Here is a 23,799-nt window from a genome sequence, read left to right as displayed (position 1 = left end):
CGTGGTCGCGGCTGGCCAGCTCCGGCACCACGCCGCCGTAGTCGGCATGCAGCTTCACCTGGGTATACAGGGCATGCGCCAGCAGGCCGTGCCCGGGCTGCTCGGGCTCCCAGCGCAGCAGGGCCGCGCCGGTTTCGTCGCAGGAGGTTTCGATGCCGAGAATGGGGCGGAGCAGGTCAGGCATCGCAGGAGGCGCCGGTGTCGGAGAACATGGGCCGCCATTTTTGCCGATATGCCAGGCATTGCGACACCTGCCGCGCAACGCTTTGAATTCTTCACCCGCATCAGCGTATACTTTGCGGCTCGCCGCATTTCTGCGGCACGTTTACTACCCCCGGAGTTTCCATGCCCAGCGTAAAAGTCCGCGAGAACGAGCCGTTCGAACTCGCCCTGCGCCGCTTCAAGCGCACCTGCGAAAAAGCCGGCATCCTCGCCGAGACCCGCAAGCGCGAGTTCTACGAAAAGCCCACCCAGGAACGCAAGCGCAAGCGCGCTGCCGCCGTGAAGCGTCACCTGCGCCGCCTGTCGCGCGACGTCTCGCGCAAGACCCGCCTGTACTGAGCGCTGTCCGCTTCGGCGGGTTTTAGGTTCTGGCGCGACCCGCGCCGCACCTGTTCAGGGCTTGCAGCCGGCGCGTCACTCGCAGCCGCTGCCCGCACAAGGCAAACCGCACTGGCCGACGTTGTTGTACAACGTCGGCTTTGTGCTTTCCGAAGGAAATAAACGGAGCCTCCCTATGTCCTTGAAGCAACAGCTTACCGAAGACATGAAAACCGCCATGCGCGCAGGCGACAAGGATCGCCTCGGGGTGATCCGCCTGGTGCTCGCCGCCATCAAGCAACGCGAAGTGGATGAGCGGATCCAGCTGGACGACACCCAGACCATCGCCGTGCTGGAGAAGATGCTCAAGCAGCGCAAGGATTCGGTGAACCAGTACGCCGCCGCCGGCCGCGAGGACCTGGCCAACGTCGAGCGCGCCGAAATGGCGGTCATCGAAGCCTACCTGCCCGCCAAACTCAGCGACGCCGAAGTCGACGCCATGATCGAGGCCGCCATCGCCGAGACCGGCGCGAGCAGTGCGCGCGACATGGGCAAGGTGGTCGCCGCCGTGAAGTCCAAGGCCGCCGGCCGGGCCGATATGGCGCACGTGTCGACCCGCATCAAAGCCCGCTTGAACTGATGCCCGCCTCGGCAGCGCTCGATGGCGCTGCCTTCACGCCCGCCGCGTTTAGATGCACCCACGCAACACGCTGTGGGAGAAAGACGCATGCTCAAGTGGGCGATCATCTTTGCGATCATTTCCCTGATTGCCGGCTGGCTGGGCTTCGGCACCTTGTCCGGTGTTGCCGCCACCATCGCCAAGGTTTTGTTCGGCATATTCGTGATCATCTTCATCATCGCCCTGCTGGCGGTGATCGGCGTGTTTCACATGGTGACGTAGGCGATCTCGCCGCGGCGTCCGGCTAGACTAACCGGATGCGCGGCCGTATTCCCGACAGCTTCATCGACGAATTGCTTGCTCGCGTCGACATTGTCGACGTGATCGAGCGGCGCGTGCCGTTGAAAAAAGCCGGCCGCGAATGGACTGCCTGCTGCCCCTTCCACAACGAACGCACGCCGTCGTTCTACGTCAGCCCCGCCAAGCAGTTCTTCCACTGTTTCGGCTGCGGCGCGCACGGCAGCGCGATCAAATTCCTGATGGATTACGAGCGGCTGGAGTTTCCAGACGCGGTGGAAGAACTGGCCCAAGCGGTAGGCCTGAAAGTCCCCTACGAAGGCGGCCGCGACAATGCCCCGCGCGAAGACAAGACCGATCTCTACGCCGTGCTCGACGCCGCAGCGCGCTGGTACGAAGGCGAGCTGAAAAAAAGCAGCGATGCCAACGCGTACTGCCAAAAGCGCGGACTGGATGCCAACACCATCGCAAGCTTCCGCATCGGCTGGGCGCCGGCGGGTTTCGATGGCGTGATTCGCAACCTCGGCAGCAGCGACAAGCGCATGCAACTGCTGACCGAAGCAGGCATGGTCGCCAACAACGAGCGCGGCAACAAATACGATCGCTTTCGCGAACGCTTGATGTTCCCGATTCTGGACCGCCGCGGGCGCGTGATCGCGTTCGGCGGACGCGTGCTGAAATCGGAGCAAGGGCCGAAGTACCTCAATTCGCCGGAAACGCCGCTGTTCCATAAGGGCCGCGAGCTGTTTGCGCTGTGGCAAGTAAAACAAGCCAACGCCAACCTCGCGCGCATCGTGGTGGTGGAAGGCTACATGGACGTGATCGCGCTGCATCAGGCCGGCTTGCCGATTGCCGTGGCGACACTGGGCACGGCCACCACACCCGAGCACACCGAAGTGTTGTTCCGCGCCGCGCCTGACGTGGTGTTCTGCTTCGACGGTGATCGCGCCGGACGCGCGGCGGCATGGAAAGCCTTGGAATCCGCACTGCCTCGCTTGCGCGACGGACGACAGGCCTATTTTCTGTTTCTACCGGAAGGCGAAGACCCGGACACGCTGGTACGCAAGGAAGGCAAGGAAGGTTTCGAGAAACGCCTGCGCGAAGCGACGCCGCTGTCCGAATATTTGTTCGGCGAACTCTCGCATGACGTAGACGTAAGCAAGCTCGACGGACGCGCACGCCTGGCCGAACGCGCCCGACCGCTGATCGCACGCCTGCCGGACGGCGCCTTTCGCGATTTGATGGCGCAGGAGTTGGAGAAACGCACCGGCGCACGCGCCGTACTGGAAGCCGAACCTGCGGCGCGCCAGGCCATCCAGCGTCCGGGTGCGGTACAACGCTCGCTGGTGCGCAGCGCCATTGCGCTGTTATTGGCGCAACCGGGCGTCGCCGACGACGTGGAACAGCCCTACGGTTTTTTGCGCCTGGCCAAGCCCGGCGTGGACCTGCTGGCCGAACTGATCGACACCGCACGCGCAAGGCCAGGCATCAACGCCGCCATGCTGGTGGAACATTTCACCGACCGGCCCGAATACGCATCGCTGCAAAAGCTGATGGCCACCACGGTCGTCGGCGAACCGGAAACCCAGCGCGTGGAATTCTTCGACGCGCTGTCACGCATGGAAAAGCAGGCTATCGACCAGCGGCGCGATGCGCTGGTGGCCAAGAACCGCGAAGGTACATTGACCGGTGCCGAAAAGGCGGAGTTGCGCGAACTGCTCGCTGCACGCGCGCCCAAGCCGACAACCGCATCATGAGCGGCCTGCCGACCACAAGGAACGTCGATGGATTTGCTTGAACGCCTGATCTTTTTTTTCGCCGAGAACGGCTACGTGGCCGTACTGATGGCGCTGCTGCTGTGCGGCGCCGGCCTGCCGCTGCCGGAAGACATCACCCTGGTGGCAGGCGGCGTGATCGCCGGCTTGGGCTACGCCAACGTGCACATCATGGTCGGCGTCACGATGGTGGGCGTGCTGGCGGGCGATGCCGGCATGTTCCTGCTTGGCCATCACTTCGGCACGCATATCCTGCAGTGGAAACCCATCTCGTGGCTGATGCCGCCACGGCGTTACGCGAAAGTGCAGGACCAGTTCACGCGCTATGGCAATCGCCTGATGTTTTTTGCGCGCTTTCTGCCTGGCATGCGCACGGCCATCTACACCACCGCCGGCGCCACGCATCGGGTGAGCTTCTGGCGGTTTCTATTGCTCGATGGATCGGCTGCGCTGATCAGCGTGCCGATCTGGGTGTACCTGGGTTATTTCGGCGCGAACCGGCGCGAATGGCTGGGCATGTGGATACAGCGCGGCCAGAACAGCCTGTGGCTGGTCGGCGTTGTAGCAGTGCTGGTACTGCTGGCATTGTGGTTAAGACGCCGGCGCAAACGCAACGCTGAAGCACAGTAGGCTGGTGGCGCAGGCGAACCCAACCTACGGCGCTACCGCCACGTCATGGCGGTTCCACCAACCGCCACCCAGCGCCTGGAACAGCGCCACCGTATCCGCATAGCGTGCCGCACGCGCCTGGATCAGGTTGAGTTGCGCCTGCCGAGACGTCACCTGCGCATTGAGCAGCGCCACCATGCTGATGTCGCCCACGGCATATTGCTTCCGGGCGATATCAAAGCTGCGTGCGGCCGCGCGTTCGGCTCGCGCCGAGGCGGCCATTGCATCGGCATCGGCCTGCAAGGCGTGCAGGGTGTCGGCAACGTTCTGCAAGGCAGCCAGCACCGTGCTGCGATATTGCTCCGCCGCCTGCTTATAGGCCGCCTCCGCCGCGCGCTGCTTGTGCTTCAACGTGCCGCCATCGAACAATGGCGCAGTCACCGCGGCGCCAATATTCCAGAATCCCGTGCCCGCACCAAACAGGGTGTGCATCTGGTCCGTGGCGCTACCCCAGTTGGCGGTGATGTTTATATTCGGCAAGCGAGCCGCGAACGCGACACCGACTTGCGCACACGCGGCATGCAACTGCGCATCGGCCATGCGCACATCCGGACGCTGCTCGACCAGCCTGGCCGGTAGCGTCAACGGCAGGTCTTGCGGCAGTTGCAAGCTATCCAGGGTGAAGTGCGCGCCGATGTCCTGGTCAGGAGTGCGGCCGGCAAGCACCGCGAGCAGGTCGCGTTGCTGCGCCAATTGCTTGCGCAAGGCCGGCAAGCTCGCACGGGTCTGTTCCAGGATGGCCTCCTGCGCGGCCACGCCGGCATCGGACACATCACCCACGCCCGATTGCTTTTGGGTGGCATCAAGAATCTTCGACTGGCTGTCGATCATGTCCTGCGTCGCCGCGATCTGCGCACGCAACGATGCTTCCTGCACTGCCGCATTGACCAGATTGGACGTCAACGTGAGATAGGTCGCTTCCAGCTGGAAGCGCTGTGCATCGGCTTGCGCCACCAGCGATTCCACCTGGCGACGGTTGGCGCCCCACAAATCCGGCATGTAGGAAATGCTGAGTTGCACTGTGGTGAGGTTATAAATGGTGTCGTTGGAGGAAATACCGCTGGCCAATACTTGCCCGGTCTTCTGCCGCGTTGGATCGATGCTGGCACTGATCTGCGGAAAATACTGGCCACGCTGCGCGCGCACGGTTTCCACAGCTTGCCGCAACGCTTGTTGTGCTGCCGCCGCGTCGGGATTCTGCTTGAGCGCGTCGTCGATCAAGCCATTCAAGGACGGAGACTGAAACAGCGTCCACCACTGGCCGGGAATGTCCATGTCCGTGTTGAAGTGCTGCGCCGGCCCACTCGCGCCCGGCGTGGAAGCCATGGCCGAAGGCGCGCCTTCTTGCATATAGCTCTGCGTGGCAGGCGGAGCAGGCCGGTGGTAGTCCGGCCCAACCGCGCAGGCGCCCAGAGCGAGCGCTGTACCAAGCACGAGCGCCAGGCGATGCAGTTTGAAGAAACGATGCTTGGCCATGATCAAATCTCCACTTCGCCCGGCGCGTGTCCCCAGCGCTGCTTGATGAAGTTCTCCAGCCCGTAATAAAGGCTGGGCAGGATAAACAGCGTCAGCAAGGTAGCGATCGGCAAACCGCCCACCACTACCGTCGCCAAACCACGTTGCACGTCCGTGCCAATGCCCGTGGCAAGCGCTGCCGGCAGCATGCCGATGCTTGCGACCGTTGCGGTCATCAACACAGGGCGAAAGCGCTCGGTGGCACCGACCAGTACCGCTTCGAACAGCGCCATGCCTTCTCGCCGCACGCGGTTGATGTTCGACACCATGATGATGCCGTTCTGCACTGCCACGCCAAACAGGGCGATGAAGCCGACGGCGGTGGCGATGTTCAAGGTTTCGCCGCGCACGTGCAGCGCAATCAGCCCACCTACCGCCGCCAACGGCACCACACCGAGCACCAGCACGGCTTGATGGAACTTGCCGAATTCGGCAAACAGCAACACGGCCATAATCGCCATCACCAGGCCCATCACTACGATCAAGCGTGCCTGGGCGCGCTGCTCGTTCTGGAAATTGCCGGCCCATTCCAGATGATACGTGGAAGTATCGAAATGCACTTTCTGGTCGATCTGCTGCTGCGCATCGCCCAGGTATTCCGACAGCGCACGATCGCGATTGTCGATGCGGATGGTGAGCTGACGCTCGCCGTCTTCGTGCGAGATGGTGCTCTCGCCGGTGGCAAGCTTGATGTGCGCGACTTCTTTCAGCGGTACCTGCGCGCCACTGGCGGACGTGAGCGGCAGTTCGCCCACCGCTTGGAGATTGTTGGCAACGCCGTTGGCGACGCGCGCGGTGACGTTGTAGGTGCGATCGCCCACATACACCTGCGTAATCGGCGAACCACCGATGGCGGTCTGGATCAGGTTGGTGATGTCGCCGACGTTGATACCGTAGCGTGCCGCCGCATCGCGATCGGCGGTGATCGTCAACTGCGGAATCGGCGGTTCCTGGAAAATCGAGGCATCGGCAGTACCACGCACGCCGCGCAGTACGCCTACGATCTCGTTGCCGATACGGCGAAGCTCATGAAAGTCGTCACCGTAAATGCGCAGCACCAGCGGGCTATGTGCGCCGCCGATCATGTCGTTCTCACCGTCCACGATGGGTTGGCTGATCCCCACGCTGATGCCCGGCATCTGATCCATACGCGCCCTGAACTTGCGCAGGAACTCGGCCTTGGTTTCGCCATGCCAAGTGCTGTAGGGCGTCAAGCCGACGCCGGCTTCGACGTGCGATGGCGTCCACGGGTCGCTACCCGTGTCGTTGCGACCAAGCTGGGTCACGACGTAGGACACTTCGGGAAATTCCCGTATTGCCTTGCGCAACTGCGACGTCATCTGGCTTGCCTTGTCCAGCGACAGGCCGGTAGGCATCTGCACCTGCAACCACAGCGAACCCTCATCGAGTTCGGGCAGGAATTCGCGGCCGATGCTGGCACCGAGCAACAGCACACCGCAGAACGCGACGACGGCAACCCCATAGGCGATGGGCAGGTTGTGCAGTAATCGGCCCAGCGTGTGCGTAAAGCCTTCCTGCAAACGCTTGAGCGGTTTGTTTTCGAATACCTTGCGCGGCTTGCGCAAGGCGAGAAACGCCAGCGCCGGCGTCAAGGTGACGGTGCACAGCAACGCTGCCAGAAGTGCGTAGCTCACCGTAAAGGCCATCGGCCGGAACAGCTTGCCTTCCGCATGTTCGAAGGCGAACAGCGGAAAATACGCCGTGATGATGATCAAGGTGGCGAAGAAGATGGAGCGGCCCACGTGCCCGCTCACCAGCATCACGTCGTCTTCCACCAACACTTCCGTTGGCTTCATCTCGCGCTGACGCAGAATCGCCTCGGTCACCACGATCGCACCGTCCACGATCACGCCGAAGTCGATCGCGCCGAGCGAAAAAAGATTCGCCGACATGTGCGTGAACTGCATCAGGATGAACACCGTCACCAACGACATGGGAATGGCCACCGCCGCCACCAACGCGGAGCGCGGGCTGCCCAGAAACAGGATCAGCACGATGCACACCAGGCCGATGCCTTCCATTACGGTATGGAAGACTTTTTCCTTGGTCGAATTCACCAGGTCGTCGCGGTCGATGTACGGCACGATCTTGACGTCTTGAGCTGCCAGTTGCTTGTTCAATGCCGCCACCTTGGCATGGATGCCATCCAGCACGCGCGAGGGATTCTCATACTTGAGCAGGTCGACGATGCCTTCGATGGTGTCCGGGTTGTTGTCCTTGCCGAGAATGCCTTCGCGTACCTGATGGCCGTAGCGCAACTTGCCCAGGTCACGCACCAGCACAGGTACGCCGTTGTTTTGCGTGACCACGATGTCACCAAGATCTTTCAGCGAATGCACCATGCCGACGCCGCGCACGATGTACGACTGCTCGCCGCGCGTAATGCGGCCACCCCCGGCATTGGAGGTGTTGGCGGAAATCGCCGCCGTCACCTGATTGACGCTGACGCCGTAGTGCAGCAGTTGCGCGGGGTCCAGTTCCAGCTGGAATTCCTTGGTGAAGCCGCCGAAGTTGTCGACGTTGATCACGCCAGGCACCTGCTGCAAAGCCGGAATCACAATCCAGCGCTGGATCTCCGACAGCTGCATCAAATTCTTCGAGTTCGATTCCAGCGTGTAGCGATAGATCTCGCCGGCCGGCCCGCTCACCGGATCGAGCCCCGGCGACACACCAGCGGGCAGCGTGACCTGGCCCAGACGTTCCTGCACACGCTGGCGTACCCAGTAATCGTCGGAGCCATCCTTGAACACCATGGTGATCAACGACAGGCCGAAGGTGCTGCTGGAACGCATGCTCACCAGGTTCTGCGTGGTGGCCAACTCGCGCTCCAGTGGGATGGTGATCTGCTGTTCGATTTCTTCCGCCGCAAGGCCTGGCACCTGCGTGGTCACTTGCGTCGTGACATCGCTCAGCTCCGGATATGCTTCAATCGACAACTGCGTCCACGAGTAATAGCCGAAGCAGACGACGAGGAACGTCACTACGAAGAACAACCTGCGTTTCTCGAAGCAGAAGCGGAAGAGCCGGTCAATCATTGAGCAGCACTCCGCCACGGAGAACGACGCGATCGCCTGCCTTCAGGCCCTTGAGTACGCGTGTATCGCCGTTGTCGTCGTAGCTGAGGTCCACCGTGCGACGTTCGAAGGTCCACGGTGATACTTCGATGAACACGCTGATGTTGTCGTTGTTCATCAGCAGCGCCGATTCGGGCACGAACACCTGGGCCGGTTGCGGCACGTCAATGCTGGCGTTGGCGTACATGTTGGGCTTGAGCTTGCCGTCCGCATTGGCGAACATCGCTCGCACCAAGTCACGGCGCGTATCTGCCTGCAGCACCGGGTTCACGAACGCCACCGTGCCGTGGAACAGCTGGCCTGGATAAGCGGCCAGCATGGCGTCCATCTTCTCGCCTTTGGCAACCATTCCCACGTCGCTTTCGGGCACGTTGGCCGTGATCCATACCGAATCGAGATTGGAAACCGTCATCATTGCCGCGGTGACATCGTTGACGTACGCACCAGGCGATGCCGATAGCGCGGTGACGTAACCGCTGGTCGGCGCCACGATCTGCATCAGCCGCTGCGTTGCGCCAGCTTGTGCACCGCCCACGGCGGCAAGGCGCGTCTGCGCGCCATTGAATTCCGCCAACGCCTGGTTGTATCCGCTCTGCGCCGATTCCAGATCCTTGGTGGCATTGCCGCCTGCCGCCTTGACGGCACGTGCGCGGTCGAGCGATTTCTTCGCAAGATCCAACGCATCGCGCGCTTTTTCGGCATCGGCATGTGCTTGCGCGAAATCGCCGGAGTCCATGACGGCCAGCAACTGGCCTTTAGTAACATGGTCGCCCAGCCCCACTTTCAGCTCCATCAACTTGCCCGTAAATGGCGGCAGCACGTTGGCGGTATGCGCGGGATCGGCTTCCACGTTGGCCGGAAACACCATGGCATGCGGCGCCTGGCGCGATTCAACTGGCTGCACTGCCAGTTCCTTGCGCAGCGGAGAGCCTTCCGGCACCTTGATCCGGCCGTTTTTCTCGACGGTAAACGCCGGGGGCTGCTCAGCGTCGTTCGCGCCATGCGAACAGGCCGCAAGGCCCAGGGCGAGCGTGATGGCGAGCGCCAGTTGGCGTCCATGTGTGTTCAGCATCGTTTGTCCCCATTCGATTCGGCGCAAGCGCGCTTACTGCAGCCACAAGGCCACAGTGGTGTTGCAGTACGGTGAAGGGAACAAGGCAAAGCCCTGCGTACCCGGACCGCGGTTTGGCCGTGCAAGCCCACCGCCCCAGGGTTAGGGTGCGGCAGTCAGCGAAACGGACCAATAGTCGGAGGTTCGGCTTGCGTATGACTGTCCAAGTTCAGGCTTTTCCTTCGGCAACGGCGTGATGACCGTTTGCTTGAACCAGCCGGCCCTGCAGCAGGCCGGCGCGCTCCAATGGCAGATAGGCAATCGCCGCCAGGTGCGAATGGATACGGCGCAAATCGCGCAAGATGCGCAGATAGACATCGCCACCGCCGCCATCGCGCTGCTGGCGCAGCTCGCGGATGTGCCGGTCAGAGGCGTCGTTTTCCAGGCGCCACAGCAATTCCTTGCGTTCCATCAATTGCTGCGCGGCACGTAGATCGCCCCGCATGAACACGGCAAGGGCCAGGCGCAGGCTTTCCATGATCTGGCCGTGCATCGCTGCCAGGTCCTGGATGTCGTCGGCGGAAAAATCCTGCCCGCGCTGGGCTTTCTTCGTCGCGAATTCCACCAGGTTGTTGGCGGTGATGTCGCCGATGTGCTCGATGTTGATCACGAAGGCGTGGATTTCCTGGCTGCGTTCGCCATCTTCTTCGTTCAAGGCTTCGCCGCCGAGGTCAGCCAGATATTGGCGAATGGCAACGCCGAGACGATCCAGGCACGGATCCATCCTGCTGATGGCGGCGGCACGCGCACTGTCTTCCTTGCCGAAGACTTCCACCAATCCTTTGAGCATGTCTTCGACCATGTCGGCCATGCGCATGGATTCGCGCTGCGCATTCACCAGCGCCACGCCGGCGCTTTCCAGCGCGGCATCTTCCAGGTACTGCGGCACGCCCGGATCGGCCGGCTGCGGCGGCTCCGGCAGCAGGCGCACCAGCCATTGCGCAAGCTTGTTCACCGGCAGCAGGAAGACCAGCGCCAAGCCAAGATTGAAAGCGGTATGGAAATTCACGGCGACGCGTGCAGGCGAATCGCCCAGCGCCGACAGCCAGTGCGCCATCGGATGCAATAGTGGCAGGCAAATGACGCAGCCAAACGCGCGCACCAACAGATTGCCCAGCGGCAAACGGCGTGCGACCGGCGTGTGTGCTTCGAGCAGGGCCGGCAAGGTGCTGCCGAGATTGGTGCCGAGCACCAGGGCCATCGCACCAGGCGCATCCACCACACCGCCGGTGGCGAGCGACACGATCAGCAGCACCACGGCTACGCTGGAGTGGCATATCCAGGTAAGCAACGCGGCGAGCAATACCGCAAACACCGGCTCATCGGCGAGCGCACGCATGCCGACCTTGAGCAGCTGTGCGTTTTCCATCGGCGCCATGGTCAGCACCAGCAGATGCAGCGCCAGCAACATCAAGCCCAGGCCAATGCCGACGCGGCCGATGTTTTCATAGCGCACGTCGTCGCTACGGCGATGCAGCGCGGTGCCGAAGAGAATCAGCACCGGTGCGATCAACGCGATGTTGAACGACATCACCTGGACGATCAGCGTGGTGCCGACGTTGGCGCCGAGCATCACCGCCAGCCCCGGCGCAAGCCCGAGCATGCCGCTGGCGGCGAACGAGGTGGCCATCATGCCGGTAGCCGTGCTGCTCTGTAGCAACGCAGTGATGCAGATGCCGAAAGCAAAGGCACTCGGCCGCGTACCGAGAAAACGGCCCAGCGAACGGCGCAACATGCTGCCGTAGCCACGCAGCACGCCACTGGTGACCATATGCGTGCCCCACAAAAGCAGGGCGACGTAGCCGGCGATGTCGAAGAATGCGAAGGTGCCGTTCATGGCCGGCCTCCCAAAAGATGTTTGCGTAATTTTTGTGACCGTCATTCCCGCGAAAGCGGGAGTCCATTTGCTTTGACGTAAAAGTCAAAATGGATTCCCGCTTTCGCGGGAATGACGGTCCCTGTGTATCGGACTGCTGGGATGCCAATCCCGGCTTTCCGGCAGTCTCCCCATGCCGGGATCAGCAGCCCGGCCTACGAATAGACGTGACTACAACCACGCTCTATATCGGCGCATGTAAAGCACCTTCACCGCCTGCGTCAGCGCGCAATAAGCCACCACCGTGGCCGCCAGCCAGCCGAAGTACGCATCGGGCAGATGCACCATGCCGATCTTCATGCCGATGCCGGTGAACGGAATGATCATGCCGATCACGATGATCGCCGTGGTAAGACCCAATACCGGCGCCGCGGCGATGCTCTGCAGGAACGGGATCCGGCGCGTGCGGATCATATGCACCACCAGCGTCTGCGTGAGCAGGCTCTCGATAAACCAGCCCGACTGGAACAGCGACTGATGCTCCGCGCCGTTGGCACCAAATACAAACCACAGCAGCAAAAACGTGGTGATGTCGAAGATCGAGCTGGTCGGCCCGATCCACACCATGAAGCGGCCGATGTCGCTGGCATCCCATTTGCGCGGCTTGCGCAGGTATTCCTCATCCATGCGATCGAACGGAATCGACAACTGCGAGATGTCGTACAACAGGTTCAACACCAGCACCTGCAGCGGCAGCATCGGCAGGAACGGCAGGAAGAAACTCGCCACCACCATGCTCAGCACGTTGCCAAAATTGGAGCTGGCCGTCATCTTGATGTACTTGATGATGTTGCCGAAGGTGATGCGTCCTTCCAGCACGCCCTCTTCCAGCACCATCAGGTTCTTTTCCAGCAGGATGATATCGGCCGATTCCTTGGCGATATCGGTCGCGGTATCCACCGAAATGCCGACGTCCGCTTCGCGCAAGGCCGGCGCATCGTTGATGCCGTCGCCGAGGAAGCCCACCGTGTGGCCTTGGCGCTGCAGCGATTTCACCACGCGCGCTTTCTGCAGCGGCGACATCTTGGCGAACACCGTGGTGCGCTTCACCATCTCATCGAGCGCGGCATCGTCCAGCGGCTCGATATCGCGGCCTTGCGCGGAGTGCTCCACGTTCAGGCCAACCTCGCGGCAGATCTTGCGCGTTACCGCTTCGTTGTCGCCGGTGATCACCTTAACTTCCACGCCGTGGTGGTGGAGCGCGGCAATGGCGGTGGCTGCTGTGTCTTTCGGCGGATCGAGGAAGGCAAGGCAGCCGACCGCGGTCAGTTCGGTTTCATCGGCCACGCCATAGGTGCGATGGGCGGGCGGTTGCTGCCTGATCGCCACCACCAGCACGCGCAAGCCATCCTCGTTGAGGCGGCGCGTCATCGCCTTGATTTCGCGGCGGCGCTCGTCAGTCATCGGCACGATTTCGTCGCCGCGCCGCTCGGTGGAGGCGATCGCCAGCATTTCTTCCACTGCGCCTTTGCATACCAGCAAATGGTGGCCATCGCCATTGGCGAGCACCACCGACATGCGGCGGCGCTGGAAGTCGAACGGGATTTCGTCCACGACGCGATAGCGCGCCACGATCGGTTCCAGATCGCGATGCGCCAGCACGGCCTTGTCCATCAGGTTCTTCAAGCCGGTCTGGAAATGGCTGTTGAGGTAGCCGTATTCCAGGGCGTCATCCGAGTCTTCGCCATCCAGGTCGAGGTGGCGTTCCAGCACGATCTTGTCCAGCGTCAACGTGCCGGTCTTGTCCGTGCACAGCACGTCCATCGCGCCGAAGTTCTGGATCGCATTCAAGCGCTTCACCACCACCTTGCGCTTGGACATCGCCAAGGCGCCTTTGGCGAGATTGGCCGTGACGATCAGCGGCAGCATCTCGGGCGTAAGGCCTACCGCCACCGATAGCGCGAACATCAGCGCTTCGAGAAAGCCATGCTTGTACCACTGGATGCCCAGCACGATCGGCACCATCACCAGCATGAAGCGGATCAACAGCCAGCTGACGCTCTTGACGCCGCGATCGAAGCTGGTCTGCACGCGCTCGCCGACGATGGTGCTGGCCAGCGAACCCAGGTAGGTGCGCGAACCGGTCGCCACCACCACCGCCGCGGCCGTTCCGCTCACCACGTTGGTGCCCATGTAGCAAACGGTGGGCAGGTCCAGCGGATTGCCCTTCTGCGTGCCGTGCTCGCCGCCTTCCACCACGTGCGCCTGCGCCGGGCCGGCTTTTTCCACCGGCAGGGATTCACCGGTGAGGATCGCCTGGCTGATGAAGAGGTCCTTGGCGGTGAGCAGGCGCAGGTCCGCGGGCACCATGTCGCCTGCCGCCAGGTGCACCACGTCGCCGACTACCAGCTCGTTTACCGGGACTTCGATGCGCTCGCTATGGCCATCCGAAGCGCGGCGCGTGACCGTGGCGGTATTGCGCACCATCGCCTTGAGCTTTTCCGCCGCCTGCGAGGAGCGGTATTCCTGGCTGAAACTCAGCAGCACGCTGATGCCCACCATCACCGCGATGATGATCGGGCCGGACAGGTCATCCGGCGTCACGAACACCTGCACCACCGCCAGGATCACCAGCACGACGATGAAGGGATTGTTGAAGGCGCGCAGCAGCTGGAGCGACCAGTGCGGCGGCTTCTCATGCGATACCTCGTTGATGCCGTCGCGCTCGAGACGCTCGGTGATCTGTTCTTCGTCGAGGCCCGCGAGGCTGGTATCCAGGCCGCTTAACAAGGCTTCGTTTTCACGAAACGCATCCTGCGCGGCTGCCACGTGCTGAGGTGCTGCAGCCGTCTTGGCCTTGGCCGCCTGAGTGACTCGGTTCATCATGTCTCGCTTCCGTGGAATCAAGTTGTTGCGACGGAGGCGAGCTTTAAGGAAAGGCCCGCCCCCCTAGGGCAATCCGCGGCCAGGACCACGCCCCGCGGACCGGCGCTGCGATCCTGGCGGAGGCCATCCTTTAGGAGCCTGGCTCCACAGCGGCGAATGACGCATCAGTGACCTGATACCAAATGAAGATGACGAGACGTACACGGCGCAGCAACTGGGGCACGCTCGGCGGCTTGTCGCTGGCTCAGCGGCCGGGGAACGGTGACAGTGATGGCGGGACGGCGCACGGCTTGACGGCGGCCGGCCAGGGAAAACCGGCCCGCGGTGCGAAAACGGAAGAAATCACGAAGGAGCTTCATTGGCCCATCTCCTCTATAACGGTGCCCACGGCACCGTTAGGAGCGGGCCGGACTTCCCTAGTCGAGGAAAGCGCCGGCCAACCGCTGGCGGTTGCCGCGAACGATCAGCTTGTTATGCAATGCCGGCACCCGATGCTCGCGGATGTCGACGTTGCGACTAGGGTAAACGTCCATATGCCTTGGTTAGTTCGGACAGAGGCCCGGCCGGCAAAAACTGCGCCGGTGGGCGCGGGAATTGTCTTGCTGCGGTGCGAAAGTGTCAAGCCTTGGCCATATTTTTTTTTCGATAGCATCTTCTCTCCCGGCCCTGCCACAGCCGAACTAAACGATGGCGATGAACAGCGTTTTGCCTTGAGCCGGGGCAGAAATACATGGCCGTTGCCTCACGAGTCATTCGTGGGAGCCCAGATGGCGAGCATCGTCTGCGTGAAAGCGGGCACCAGCACGCGATTGCCGTAACCACTGAGATGGTTGTCGTCCAGGTAGAGCGGCTTGCCATGATCGAAGGCCGAGCAGGTCGAGCCGGGACAAAGCAGCGGCAAGGGATCCCACACATAGAGGCCCGGATGCTCGCGCTGCAAGGTCTTGAGGAGCGCCATTTGCGGCGCACGCAACTGCTCCAGCAGGTAGCGTTCCACGGTCAAGCCTGGCTTGCACACCGGGTTCATCCTGTTGAACCAATCCGAGCAACGGTAGGGCGATGCTTTGAAAACTGGCTTGGGCGCATCGATCAGAATGTGTACCTGCATGGCCTCCAGTCGCGCCAATACCGCCTCGGCAGAGACATGCGCGCGTTCTAGCTGCTTCGGGATCAGCTCGGACTGAGCTTCCTGGAACGCAGCATCCTCACCCCGGGTCCATTCGCGTCCGGCGAGTTCCGGCATGCGCAAAGAAGCGAGAAAAACGATGTCGCCGGGTTTGGCCCTGGCTTCGATGTCCCGCAATGCGGCTTCCCGCTCTTCCGCGCAATCGGCCGGATCCGGCCCCATCAACGTAACCACGCCGCAGCCGCCTTGCTCATGCTCGATGACCTCGAACTGCAGCCGGTACGAGACGATGCTCAACATCGTGCGATAGGCCACCGCATGCGAGTCGCCGAGGACAAACAGCCGGCGATTCCGCAAGCGCTCATCCTCGATCGGCGCGACAGGTTCGCGCACGGGGTATTTCCGCGAGTACCACGTATAGGTGTCGCGCGTCTGGTGCAACGACAGGAGTTGGGCATTATCCGAGAGCCAGCGCGCGGAAGACCACAACAGGCCAATCGCCGCCAGCCCAGAGGCGATGACCATCCAGGGACGCCGCGGCAATGCGGCGTAGTTGCGGTGAACAGGTGTCTCGATCCAGTGATACGAGGCGGCGGCAACCGCAAAAACCAAGATCGGATAGATGAGCCGGACAGCCAGATGCTCCAGCCCGCAGGTCCATCGCAGGAAAACAGCAACCGGCCAATGCCAGAGATAGAGCGAATAAGACAACCTACCCAGATAAGTGATCGGCGACGCTTGCAACAAGCGCTGGAGGAAATGCGGCGCGCTCCGGTTTTGCACCAGCGCAGCCATCGACAACACGGTGCCTGCCACGGTCACTACGGCCCAGGGCATGGGAAATAGCCGGCGGTCCGCCCAAAGAAAACCCACGATCACCAGCACCAGGCCAAGCACACACAGCAGATGCAAGCCGGCGACCGAACGAGGCCAGCGGCGTCCCGTATCGATGAGTTGGAAGAGCACGGCTCCCGCCGCCAATTCCCAGAAGCGGCCAGGCAACAGGTAGAACGCCGATAGTGGCTCGCTTCGCGACTGAAGCGTACTGATCCCGATGGACACCAGCCCCAGCGCCGGCAACAAGGCCCAGACCAGCGGCCTTCGTCCCTGGTAGCGCAGCCATAGGAAATAGAGGGCCGGAAAAACAAAGTAGAACTGTTCTTCCACACCAAGCGTCCAGGTGTGCAGATAGGGGTTCAGCTCGGCGCCTGGCGAAAAATAGGTGTCCGTATTCCAGGCCAGGACAACGTTGCTCAGGCCGAAAAAGGCGGCGTACCCGGAGCGGGCATTCAACTCGCTTCGCCAGACTTGGGGCAAGAACAACGTCGACAGCAGGAAACACGCCAGCAGCATGACCAGCAACGCGGGAAGAATGCGCAAAAAACGCCGGCGGTAGAAATCCGCGAGATAAGCCTGGAAACTCAGATGTGGACGGCCCGACAGCGACTGGCTGATCACATAGCCGGAGATGACGAAAAACATGTCCACGCCGGTAAAGCCGCCAGGAAGGATGTGCAAGCCATCGGCATGAAAGACGATGACCGCGAGAACGGCGATGGCGCGCAGGCCGTCGATAGCGGGGATATAAGCCAAAGAGCGCTGGCGCATATACCTGTCCTTATCTTGTGTTGCCTTAACGCGAAAACGCGATGGAATGCGCTTGGCCCTTCGCGGGGGAACGTAGACTGCGTTTTCCGACCGGGGCGTTGCGGGCCAATCTCTACGCATCACCTGCGAAGCAGTCGCGAACACGAGCGCCCCGCCCGCCTACATCGGAGTCCAGCTGCCTGCGCACGGGGCGCTGCGGCATAACAGCTGGAATGTTCAGCGGCCCTTTTGTTCCGGGCTCGCGTGGCTCTTCCATGTAATCGAACGAGGGTCCGCAATCGTGTTTTCGTCCTGGGAAAAGTCACCGTATTGCGGAGCGATGTCCGGGTCATCCTCCCAGCTGGCTTGTTGCGTGAACGTGCCGGCTTTCCGATTGAATTTCAGATAGTGGTGGGCCGTTTTACCGCCCCAGTCGGATGAAGGAAGAGATATGTAGTGCACCGAGTACTCCTCATCGGTCAGATGGCCGCGCGCAACATACACACCGTAGTGTTCCTCCCCTTGCGAAATGATCTTGTACGTGCCGTTGTCGTAATAGAACAACGTCGCATCGGGAAAGGGCTTCTTTTCATACATCTTTCGGTAGAAAAGCTTCTGCCGGATCGTTGGCCTGCCAAACTGGACACTGATCGACGGTCGATCGGCCGCGATGTTTCCGGCTGAAGAAAGCGGCATGGCCGCCAGCATCAAGAAGGATATGAACATGTTGTACTCGCCACAGTTGATGGATCGCCCGCCACATTGGGTACTAGGCGCGGACGCTTACTAACGTAAGCATCGTAGATATAAATATCAGAGGCGAATGGCGTGGAATTCCTCGACCTAAAGACTGTGCAGGCGTAGGCTCTTCACACGCATATGCAGGTGAATACCTTCAATCTCGCTGACAAGACTTTCCTCTCGTCCGGACTACTGCTTTAAAAATCGGCGGGTAATCGCCAGCCAGTTGCACGCACCACCGCGTGGATATCGAATACCGCGTTACTACCAACGCATCCGTGATTGTTTCGATATTTGCCAGGCCCATCGAGCCTTGCCTGACGAACGACTATGAAGATCACGATCAGCCCTTCCCCCGATCTCCCCGATACCCACTCAGCCTCCACAACGCCGCAGCCTTCGCCCTCGCCCGGCCCTGCGCCGCAACTGCAAGCCGTCCCGACTCCCTATCCGTGGCAGTCCGCCAGTTCTACGCCATCGCCGGCAAGCCTGTACACGCGCGCGCCACGCTCGGTGCAAATCCATTCGGGCGGCAGCACTGACAGCAACAGCCGCACCGACGCCAACACCCCTCCGCTTTCCCCGCAAGCACAGAAACTCCAGCAGCTTCCCAAGGCACAGCAAGACTCGCTGATCCAACAGGGCACGTCGATCGATGCCCAGAAGAACACGTTGCTGAAAACCTATCCATCCGTCTCCAAGCAGGCCTCGGCACGCATGCAGGCATGGGTGGACGAAACTTACGGACCCGGGCATGACGTGAGTAAGTTGTACCTGGTGCGTTATGGCAAAGACCCGCATGGCCATCCCTCGCACACCAGCTCCAACCCGAAGCTGGACCAGGAGGGCGTGGCCGCCGAAACGACGCCGCTGTGGCAGGTACTCCAGAACAACATGTCCAATGGCAGCCTGTTCGGCAACGACTACAGCGCCAATCGGGGTCAATATAAAATTGTCGACGCCAGCGACATAAACAAAAACTACAACGACGCGAACGGTCTCCTGGATCCGGAGAAGCTCTACAACGCACGCGACAAGGTCGACTTCAAGTCCGAGCAAACCGCGAGCGTAGACACGTATTACGGCAACCACCATCAGGACGTGGCCCAGTGGGCCAAGCAGCGCGCGCTTACCCAGCTGGAAGTTCAGCATGTCACCGGGGGCGTGAGCGATGCGGATTACACCGGCATCAAAAACCTGCTGGAAACCGGCAAAGGCGGCAAGGTCTTCACGCTTGCCACAGGCCAATACGTCCTTGCCGGCGGCCTGCGTATCGAGCTGGATTCCGGCAAGAACTTCACCTATCTGCCCAAGGAGGATTATCCGTATCAACCCTTCGCTAACAGCTGGGATGCCACGGCATCCATTCGCAAGTATGGCGATGATCCGAAGCAGGCCACGGACTTCGTCGGCAAATACCGTTCCCTGCTGGGCGATCCAAACCTGGAAAACACCAACGCGGTGCAGGACCTGCAAGACGGATCGACGAGCAAGCTCAATAAGCTGCCGGCAAAGATGACGTCCGAGGAGGCCTATAAGGCGCACCACGGAAGGGAGTACGACATTACGCGGGATCCCTTCGGTGAATTGGCCACGGCCTCGCACCGCAACGACAAGCAGGATGTGCAGGATGGCGTCAAGTCGAACGCGGATATTCGCGATGCAACCCTCAAGAAATGGGGCAACATCGCACTGGAAGTGGTGATGGATGTAGCGCCTGTCTTACCTGGCGGAGAACTAGGCGAATGGGGGGAAGCTGCGGCTGAAGGAAGTGAGCTGGTTGGCAACGGCATCAAAGACGGCGAAGAAGCAAGCGTCGCGGCGCAGGCCGGCGCTCGAGACGGTGTCGCGGAAGGTTCGGCCGGTGGCGTTTCGAAAGCGGGCGTGAAAGGAACCGGCGACGGCAACCTCGGGGCGATCGACGAACTCAAGCACACCATGCCAATGTCTGACCAGCTTGCTGCGCGTCTCGCGCCGCTAAAGGCCGACGTCGACCCCCAGAAGTTGGTGCTGAACAAAGATCTGGGCCTTTATCAAGACCGCAGCGCGGGAACGCTGGGCGGTGATGACCGGACCTTTGCGCGCAAAGGCGGCGACTACTACCAGGTGAAGAAGCAAGACAACTATGACGTTATCGTCAATCCCCGCCACCCGAACATGGTTACCGGCGGCGTGCCGGTCGAGCTGGATGGCGAGGGTGGCATCGAAGCATTCCTGGACGACACGCCGGGGATCAAGGGAGGCGGGGATTCGCCACAACCCTCCACTTCCGCTCCTCGTGTCACCCTAGCCCAAGCGAGAGACCAAAGCTCCGCTCGCCACTTTATGGACGCCGAACGCCGTCATCCGTTCGTCAGGCCGGATGGCAGCGTGGATACAGATCGCTACCAGCAATACTGGAGTGATGAGTCTTACGCCCGCAATTTTACGGACGAACAAGGCCATCAGCCGTTTCGCTTGGCAAATGGCAGAGGGAACGTTGATGGTTACGGTGAATTCATGGGTGACGAGGCTGCTGCTCGCAACGTTACCGATGCGCTAGGCAACCACCCTTTCGTTAGACCGGATGGCAGCGTGAACATGACCGCTTATCAACGTCATCAGATGGAAAGGGCGGCCCGCAACTATCGAAATAGAGAGGGCCACCATCAGTTCCGCCATGCGGACGGCAGCGCGAACACGTTCAGATACGGTAAAAAAAATTCGAGCGAAGCACGCGCGCGCAGGTATACCAACGCACAAGGCGAGCAACCATTCATCGGGCGCAACGGTGAAACGAGCTACCGTGCCTTCAACGCCTATCTCAAGCAAGAGGACGCCGCCGGCCAATTTACGGACCCATTAGGCAATCACCCGTTCGTCGGAGTGGACGGTAGTGTGGACGTGGATCGCTACACGCGATACGAGCCCTACCAAACAGAACAAGATAAGCGGCTTATCTCGGAAATTCGTGGTCCTACCCCACCGGGCAACGTAGATCTGGTCGCTTACAAACAACACCGAAGTTGGGAGATTGCTGCCCGCAAGTTTACCGATGTCGATGGCAACCATCCGTTCTTACGGCCGGATGGCAGTGCAGACGTGGATGCTTACCGCCGCATGACGTTTCCGGGTGACCCATACAGCCCTATTATTCAAAAGGAAGTGATGGAAGATGCCGCTCGCTACTACAGGAACGCAGACGGCAGCCATCCATACGTCCACAGGTTTACAAACCTGCAAGGGCAAGAGGAAGAATTCGTAGACGTGGCGGCCTATCAGCAAGACCTGAATTGGGAGACCGCCGCCGATCTGCATATCGACGAACATGGCAACCATCCTTTTAGAGGACCGAATGGCAGCGTGGACGTGGCGGGTTACAAAAACTTCCGCGGGGGTATCCTCTACTGACGAGTGAGACAAACCTGCCTTCGTCAAGGCGCAAGACGGCTCCGAAGTAACATGACTGCGCACAGACGCGACACTGTGGCAAGAGTGACGATGTCCCGTCGAGGCTAACTTCGTCTCCTGGTCGAAATTCGAAAAACCATAGGCCGGAAGAGAGTAGCCTAAATAGTACGTTTGAAATCGCTGTCGGCACTATGCCCGGAAGGGCGCCATCCATTCGCCGAAAGCAACGCATTCCTGCAGCGCGTCCCGAACAAAAAAGACAGTGCCAGCGGCCACTTCCATTACTTGCGGGAGGGGCTGACGCAAGTCCGTTAGAAGCAAAAGCAAGCGCCCGCTACGAATCAAAGCGTCACTGCCAGGCGTCATCGGCCCCCGCATCCTACATCTCAGCTCTGGCAGTGGGCCGAACCGGAAACTTCCGATATACATATGTATGGCATTCAGCGCGTTGCTTTGTTGGATATTTCACGCAAGGCACACGGAAGTGCCCCGGGTGGAGAAAGTCGGGACCCAGCGACCATGCTGGGTCCCGGTGCTTTGTTGGGATGAGGGGAGCCGCATGTCGAATCGGTGGGAGAAAGTCGCGGCGAATGCCTTAGCGCCGGAATAGTCGCTTTACTTCGCTGCCGCATGCCCATTGATCCGGCTTTCTTGAGAACTTGAAACGCACGCGACAACCATGCGCCGCAAAGAGCACGCGCGGCTCACAAGATCGCTGATGCCACCTCGATAGCCGCAGCCGCTCAAATAGCGCGCATACTCGCATGCCACCACGCGCCTGGCTCTGGGGCAGTGCACTTGACGTCAGTTGTAACTCAAACTGACCATCACCTTGCTTTCGAAGCTGCCCGCCTTTACCGGCGCCTGGCGATAATAGGCGGCTTTCAGGTCGAGCGTGGCGGTGCCGTTGGTTACATTGAGCGTGCGTGTCCGATCGCTGTCCTTACCGTTGGCAGGAATGAGCTTTCCATCGCCTGACTCTAGTTGTAGGCCGAGCCCCGTCGCATCGCCGGCATTCTGGAAGCGGAGCCCATCGCCGGCACTGGGGGTGCCACTGAATAAAAAACTGACCTGTGTGGCATTACTGCTGCAGTCTGCAGTAAGAGTAAAGGTTGGCGTATACCCGAAGCTTTGGTTGGAAGCTGGCACGCTGCCCACGGGATAGGTGTCCAAACGGATGGTTCTGTTCACGTCCCCGGCGTGGAGATTGCAGGTGACGTTATCCTGGATAAGTCCTTGCACGGCAATGGTGCCGGTGGTCGCAGCAAAAGCAGTCGACATAACCGAGGTGGCGAGTGCAATACCAGTTCCCAGTAATGAGAGTTGAAAGAAGTTCATGGCGGTGTTTTCCACTCAAGGCAATTGAAGGGCGAGCGGCATGTGTTCAGTTGTAGCTCAAGGTAACAGTGACCCTGCTCAAGAAGGTCCCTCGTGAAACGGTCCCAGCACCACGTGCGTAACCGACCTCAATGGGAAGTTGCGCGATGCCACTGGAGGCATCGACCGAGAACGTGCGTTGGTCATCCGAGCCATTGGCCGGAACGGCGCCGTAGGGTGTACCTACATACAAACCAAGACCCTGGGCGTCACCGGTGTTCTCGAATAAGGTTCCATCTACCTGTGAGGCGTGACCACTGAACTTGAACGACGCTGTTGAAGCCCCTATGCAGTTAGCGGTGACCGGAAATGCCTTCAGGCCAAACTTGCCGCTGGCTGGAACGTTCTTGAGTTGAAAGGGTTCCAAATTGACCGTACGGTTTTCGTCCCCAGCACTGAGATTGCAGGTACCGCCGGTCACTATCACCGTGGTTTGGTTGATCCATACTGCCGAACTGGCTGACGGCGCGCTATTTATTGAAGTGTTGAATCCTGTTACTTTTTCCCAGCCCACCTGCTGTGAAGGAATTACGTATGTCCCTGGGTTGAGTGTGCTTGTCGCAACAAACCGTATTCGCGTTCCAGAACCGATGTCATAGTCAAAAAAGGATTGGTCGCCGAATGGGTATATCAACACAGACCCACCGGTTCCCAACGGAGAAAAACTTGGATTTCTATGATCTCGGCCGTCAAGTATGTATCCGATCCCGTCAATGCCGGTAGGATAAACGGCATAATTTTGAAAAGTCACATTGGTTGGCCGTTTAACTTCAGATAACCATGAAAATGTTCGCGATGCGCGGCCGCAACCACTGAATATGGTTTTTGCATCTGATTGACCTTGTATATTTCCAATTTGGCTTCCGGAGGAAATAGGACCCTTAACGGTATTTGTGGCCGGAACCGGCAGCGTTTGCCTCGGCATGTCAACGCGTATAGGCACGCCGATGTACCCGTTTGAAGCGGGACACGTCTGTGCGTAACCCCTGTCCGGCACGAGCGAGACAATCGCCATCACAAGCAAGTACTTCATATTCGCGCTCGACGGCAGCAATCGTCCAACTTTCGGATTGGAATATACAAATAATCCGCCTGATGCGATGGCGATTCTTTGCATTCGAGATATTTTTTCCGGCCGGCCCGATAATGTCGTTACCATGGGTTCGTTTCCTCTTGATCATGCGTCGCCGGCAACAGCGGCATCGTTTCGAAAGCCGAAGGCTTCCATGTAGTCGTCGACGGCGGAGCGACTGTT

15 protein-coding genes and 1 pseudogene are annotated in these 23,799 nt (G+C 60.5%); 6 read left to right on the top strand and 10 right to left on the bottom strand.

Going from position 1 to position 23,799, the window contains the following annotated elements; genetic code table 11:
* A pseudogene (locus tag V7M64_RS12705) lies at positions 1 to 184 on the bottom strand (tRNA (adenosine(37)-N6)-threonylcarbamoyltransferase complex transferase subunit TsaD); the annotation flags it as partial.
* A 161-nt stretch (positions 185 to 345) separates the two neighbouring features.
* Between V7M64_RS12705 and rpsU the strand changes: the two are divergent.
* The 5 genes from rpsU to V7M64_RS12680 all read left to right on the top strand — a co-directional run bounded on the left by rpsU (position 346) and on the right by V7M64_RS12680 (position 3,861).
* The gene (gene rpsU, locus V7M64_RS12700) at positions 346 to 561 is read left to right on the top strand and encodes a 30S ribosomal protein S21 (RefSeq protein WP_109724432.1); all 216 of its coding nucleotides are present in this window, start codon (positions 346 to 348) and stop codon (positions 559 to 561) included.
* 175 nt (positions 562 to 736) lie between these two features.
* Positions 737 to 1,180, top strand: coding sequence for a GatB/YqeY domain-containing protein (locus V7M64_RS12695; protein ID WP_333679523.1), 444 nt, complete (start codon positions 737 to 739; stop codon positions 1,178 to 1,180).
* Positions 1,181 to 1,267: 87 nt separating this feature from the next.
* Positions 1,268 to 1,441: a DUF1328 domain-containing protein gene (locus tag V7M64_RS12690; protein WP_333679522.1), complete on the top strand. Its 174-nt coding sequence runs from the start codon at positions 1,268 to 1,270 to the stop codon at positions 1,439 to 1,441.
* A gap of 35 nt (positions 1,442 to 1,476) precedes the next feature.
* Entirely contained in the window at positions 1,477 to 3,213 is a 1,737-nt protein-coding gene (gene dnaG, locus V7M64_RS12685; RefSeq protein ID WP_333679521.1) for a DNA primase, read from the top strand.
* Between the two features lie 27 nt (positions 3,214 to 3,240).
* Positions 3,241 to 3,861 carry a DedA family protein gene (locus V7M64_RS12680; protein ID WP_333679519.1) on the top strand — a complete coding sequence of 207 codons (621 nt, stop codon included), beginning with the start codon at positions 3,241 to 3,243 and terminating at the stop codon, positions 3,859 to 3,861.
* Positions 3,862 to 3,885: 24 nt separating this feature from the next.
* Here the strand turns inward: V7M64_RS12680 and V7M64_RS12675 are convergent, their stop codons facing one another.
* The 7 genes from V7M64_RS12675 to V7M64_RS12645 form a co-directional block, all read right to left on the bottom strand.
* Positions 3,886 to 5,376 carry an efflux transporter outer membrane subunit gene (locus V7M64_RS12675; RefSeq protein WP_333679518.1) on the bottom strand — a complete coding sequence of 497 codons (1,491 nt, stop codon included), beginning with the start codon at positions 5,374 to 5,376 and terminating at the stop codon, positions 3,886 to 3,888.
* Between the two features lie 2 nt (positions 5,377 to 5,378).
* Positions 5,379 to 8,471 carry a CusA/CzcA family heavy metal efflux RND transporter gene (locus V7M64_RS12670; protein WP_333679517.1) on the bottom strand — a complete coding sequence of 1,031 codons (3,093 nt, stop codon included), beginning with the start codon at positions 8,469 to 8,471 and terminating at the stop codon, positions 5,379 to 5,381.
* Entirely contained in the window at positions 8,464 to 9,582 is a 1,119-nt protein-coding gene (locus V7M64_RS12665; RefSeq protein WP_333679516.1) for an efflux RND transporter periplasmic adaptor subunit, read from the bottom strand. The genes V7M64_RS12670 and V7M64_RS12665 overlap by 8 nt, the downstream gene beginning before the upstream one ends.
* Before the next feature lie 208 nt (positions 9,583 to 9,790).
* Positions 9,791 to 11,458, bottom strand: a complete 1,668-nt coding sequence (locus tag V7M64_RS12660; RefSeq protein ID WP_333679515.1) for a Na/Pi cotransporter family protein — start codon at positions 11,456 to 11,458, stop codon at positions 9,791 to 9,793.
* Between the two features lie 210 nt (positions 11,459 to 11,668).
* The gene (mgtA, locus tag V7M64_RS12655; protein ID WP_333679514.1) at positions 11,669 to 14,323 is read right to left on the bottom strand and encodes a magnesium-translocating P-type ATPase; all 2,655 of its coding nucleotides are present in this window, start codon (positions 14,321 to 14,323) and stop codon (positions 11,669 to 11,671) included.
* A gap of 742 nt (positions 14,324 to 15,065) precedes the next feature.
* Positions 15,066 to 17,057, bottom strand: coding sequence for an acyltransferase family protein (locus V7M64_RS12650; RefSeq protein WP_333679513.1), 1,992 nt, complete (start codon positions 17,055 to 17,057; stop codon positions 15,066 to 15,068).
* A 216-nt stretch (positions 17,058 to 17,273) separates the two neighbouring features.
* Positions 17,274 to 17,762: a hypothetical protein gene (locus V7M64_RS12645; RefSeq protein ID WP_333679512.1), complete on the bottom strand. Its 489-nt coding sequence runs from the start codon at positions 17,760 to 17,762 to the stop codon at positions 17,274 to 17,276.
* A gap of 345 nt (positions 17,763 to 18,107) precedes the next feature.
* On the opposite strand from V7M64_RS12645, the gene V7M64_RS12640 reads away from it, so the two are divergent.
* The gene (locus V7M64_RS12640; RefSeq protein WP_333679511.1) at positions 18,108 to 21,167 is read left to right on the top strand and encodes a DUF6543 domain-containing protein; all 3,060 of its coding nucleotides are present in this window, start codon (positions 18,108 to 18,110) and stop codon (positions 21,165 to 21,167) included.
* Positions 21,168 to 21,971: 804 nt separating this feature from the next.
* Here V7M64_RS12640 and V7M64_RS12635 read toward each other — a convergent pair.
* Together V7M64_RS12635 and V7M64_RS12630 are read right to left on the bottom strand one after the other, a co-directional pair.
* Positions 21,972 to 22,505, bottom strand: a complete 534-nt coding sequence (locus V7M64_RS12635; protein ID WP_333679510.1) for a fimbrial protein — start codon at positions 22,503 to 22,505, stop codon at positions 21,972 to 21,974.
* A gap of 46 nt (positions 22,506 to 22,551) precedes the next feature.
* Positions 22,552 to 23,703, bottom strand: a complete 1,152-nt coding sequence (locus V7M64_RS12630; protein WP_333679509.1) for a hypothetical protein — start codon at positions 23,701 to 23,703, stop codon at positions 22,552 to 22,554.
* Positions 23,704 to 23,799 lie beyond the last annotated feature (96 nt).

This window comes from Dyella sp., assembly GCF_036746095.1.
GTDB lineage: Bacteria > Pseudomonadota > Gammaproteobacteria > Xanthomonadales > Rhodanobacteraceae > Dyella_B.
Note: the sequence above shows the minus strand (reverse complement) of the source record. Positions and strands in the feature narration are given on the sequence as shown.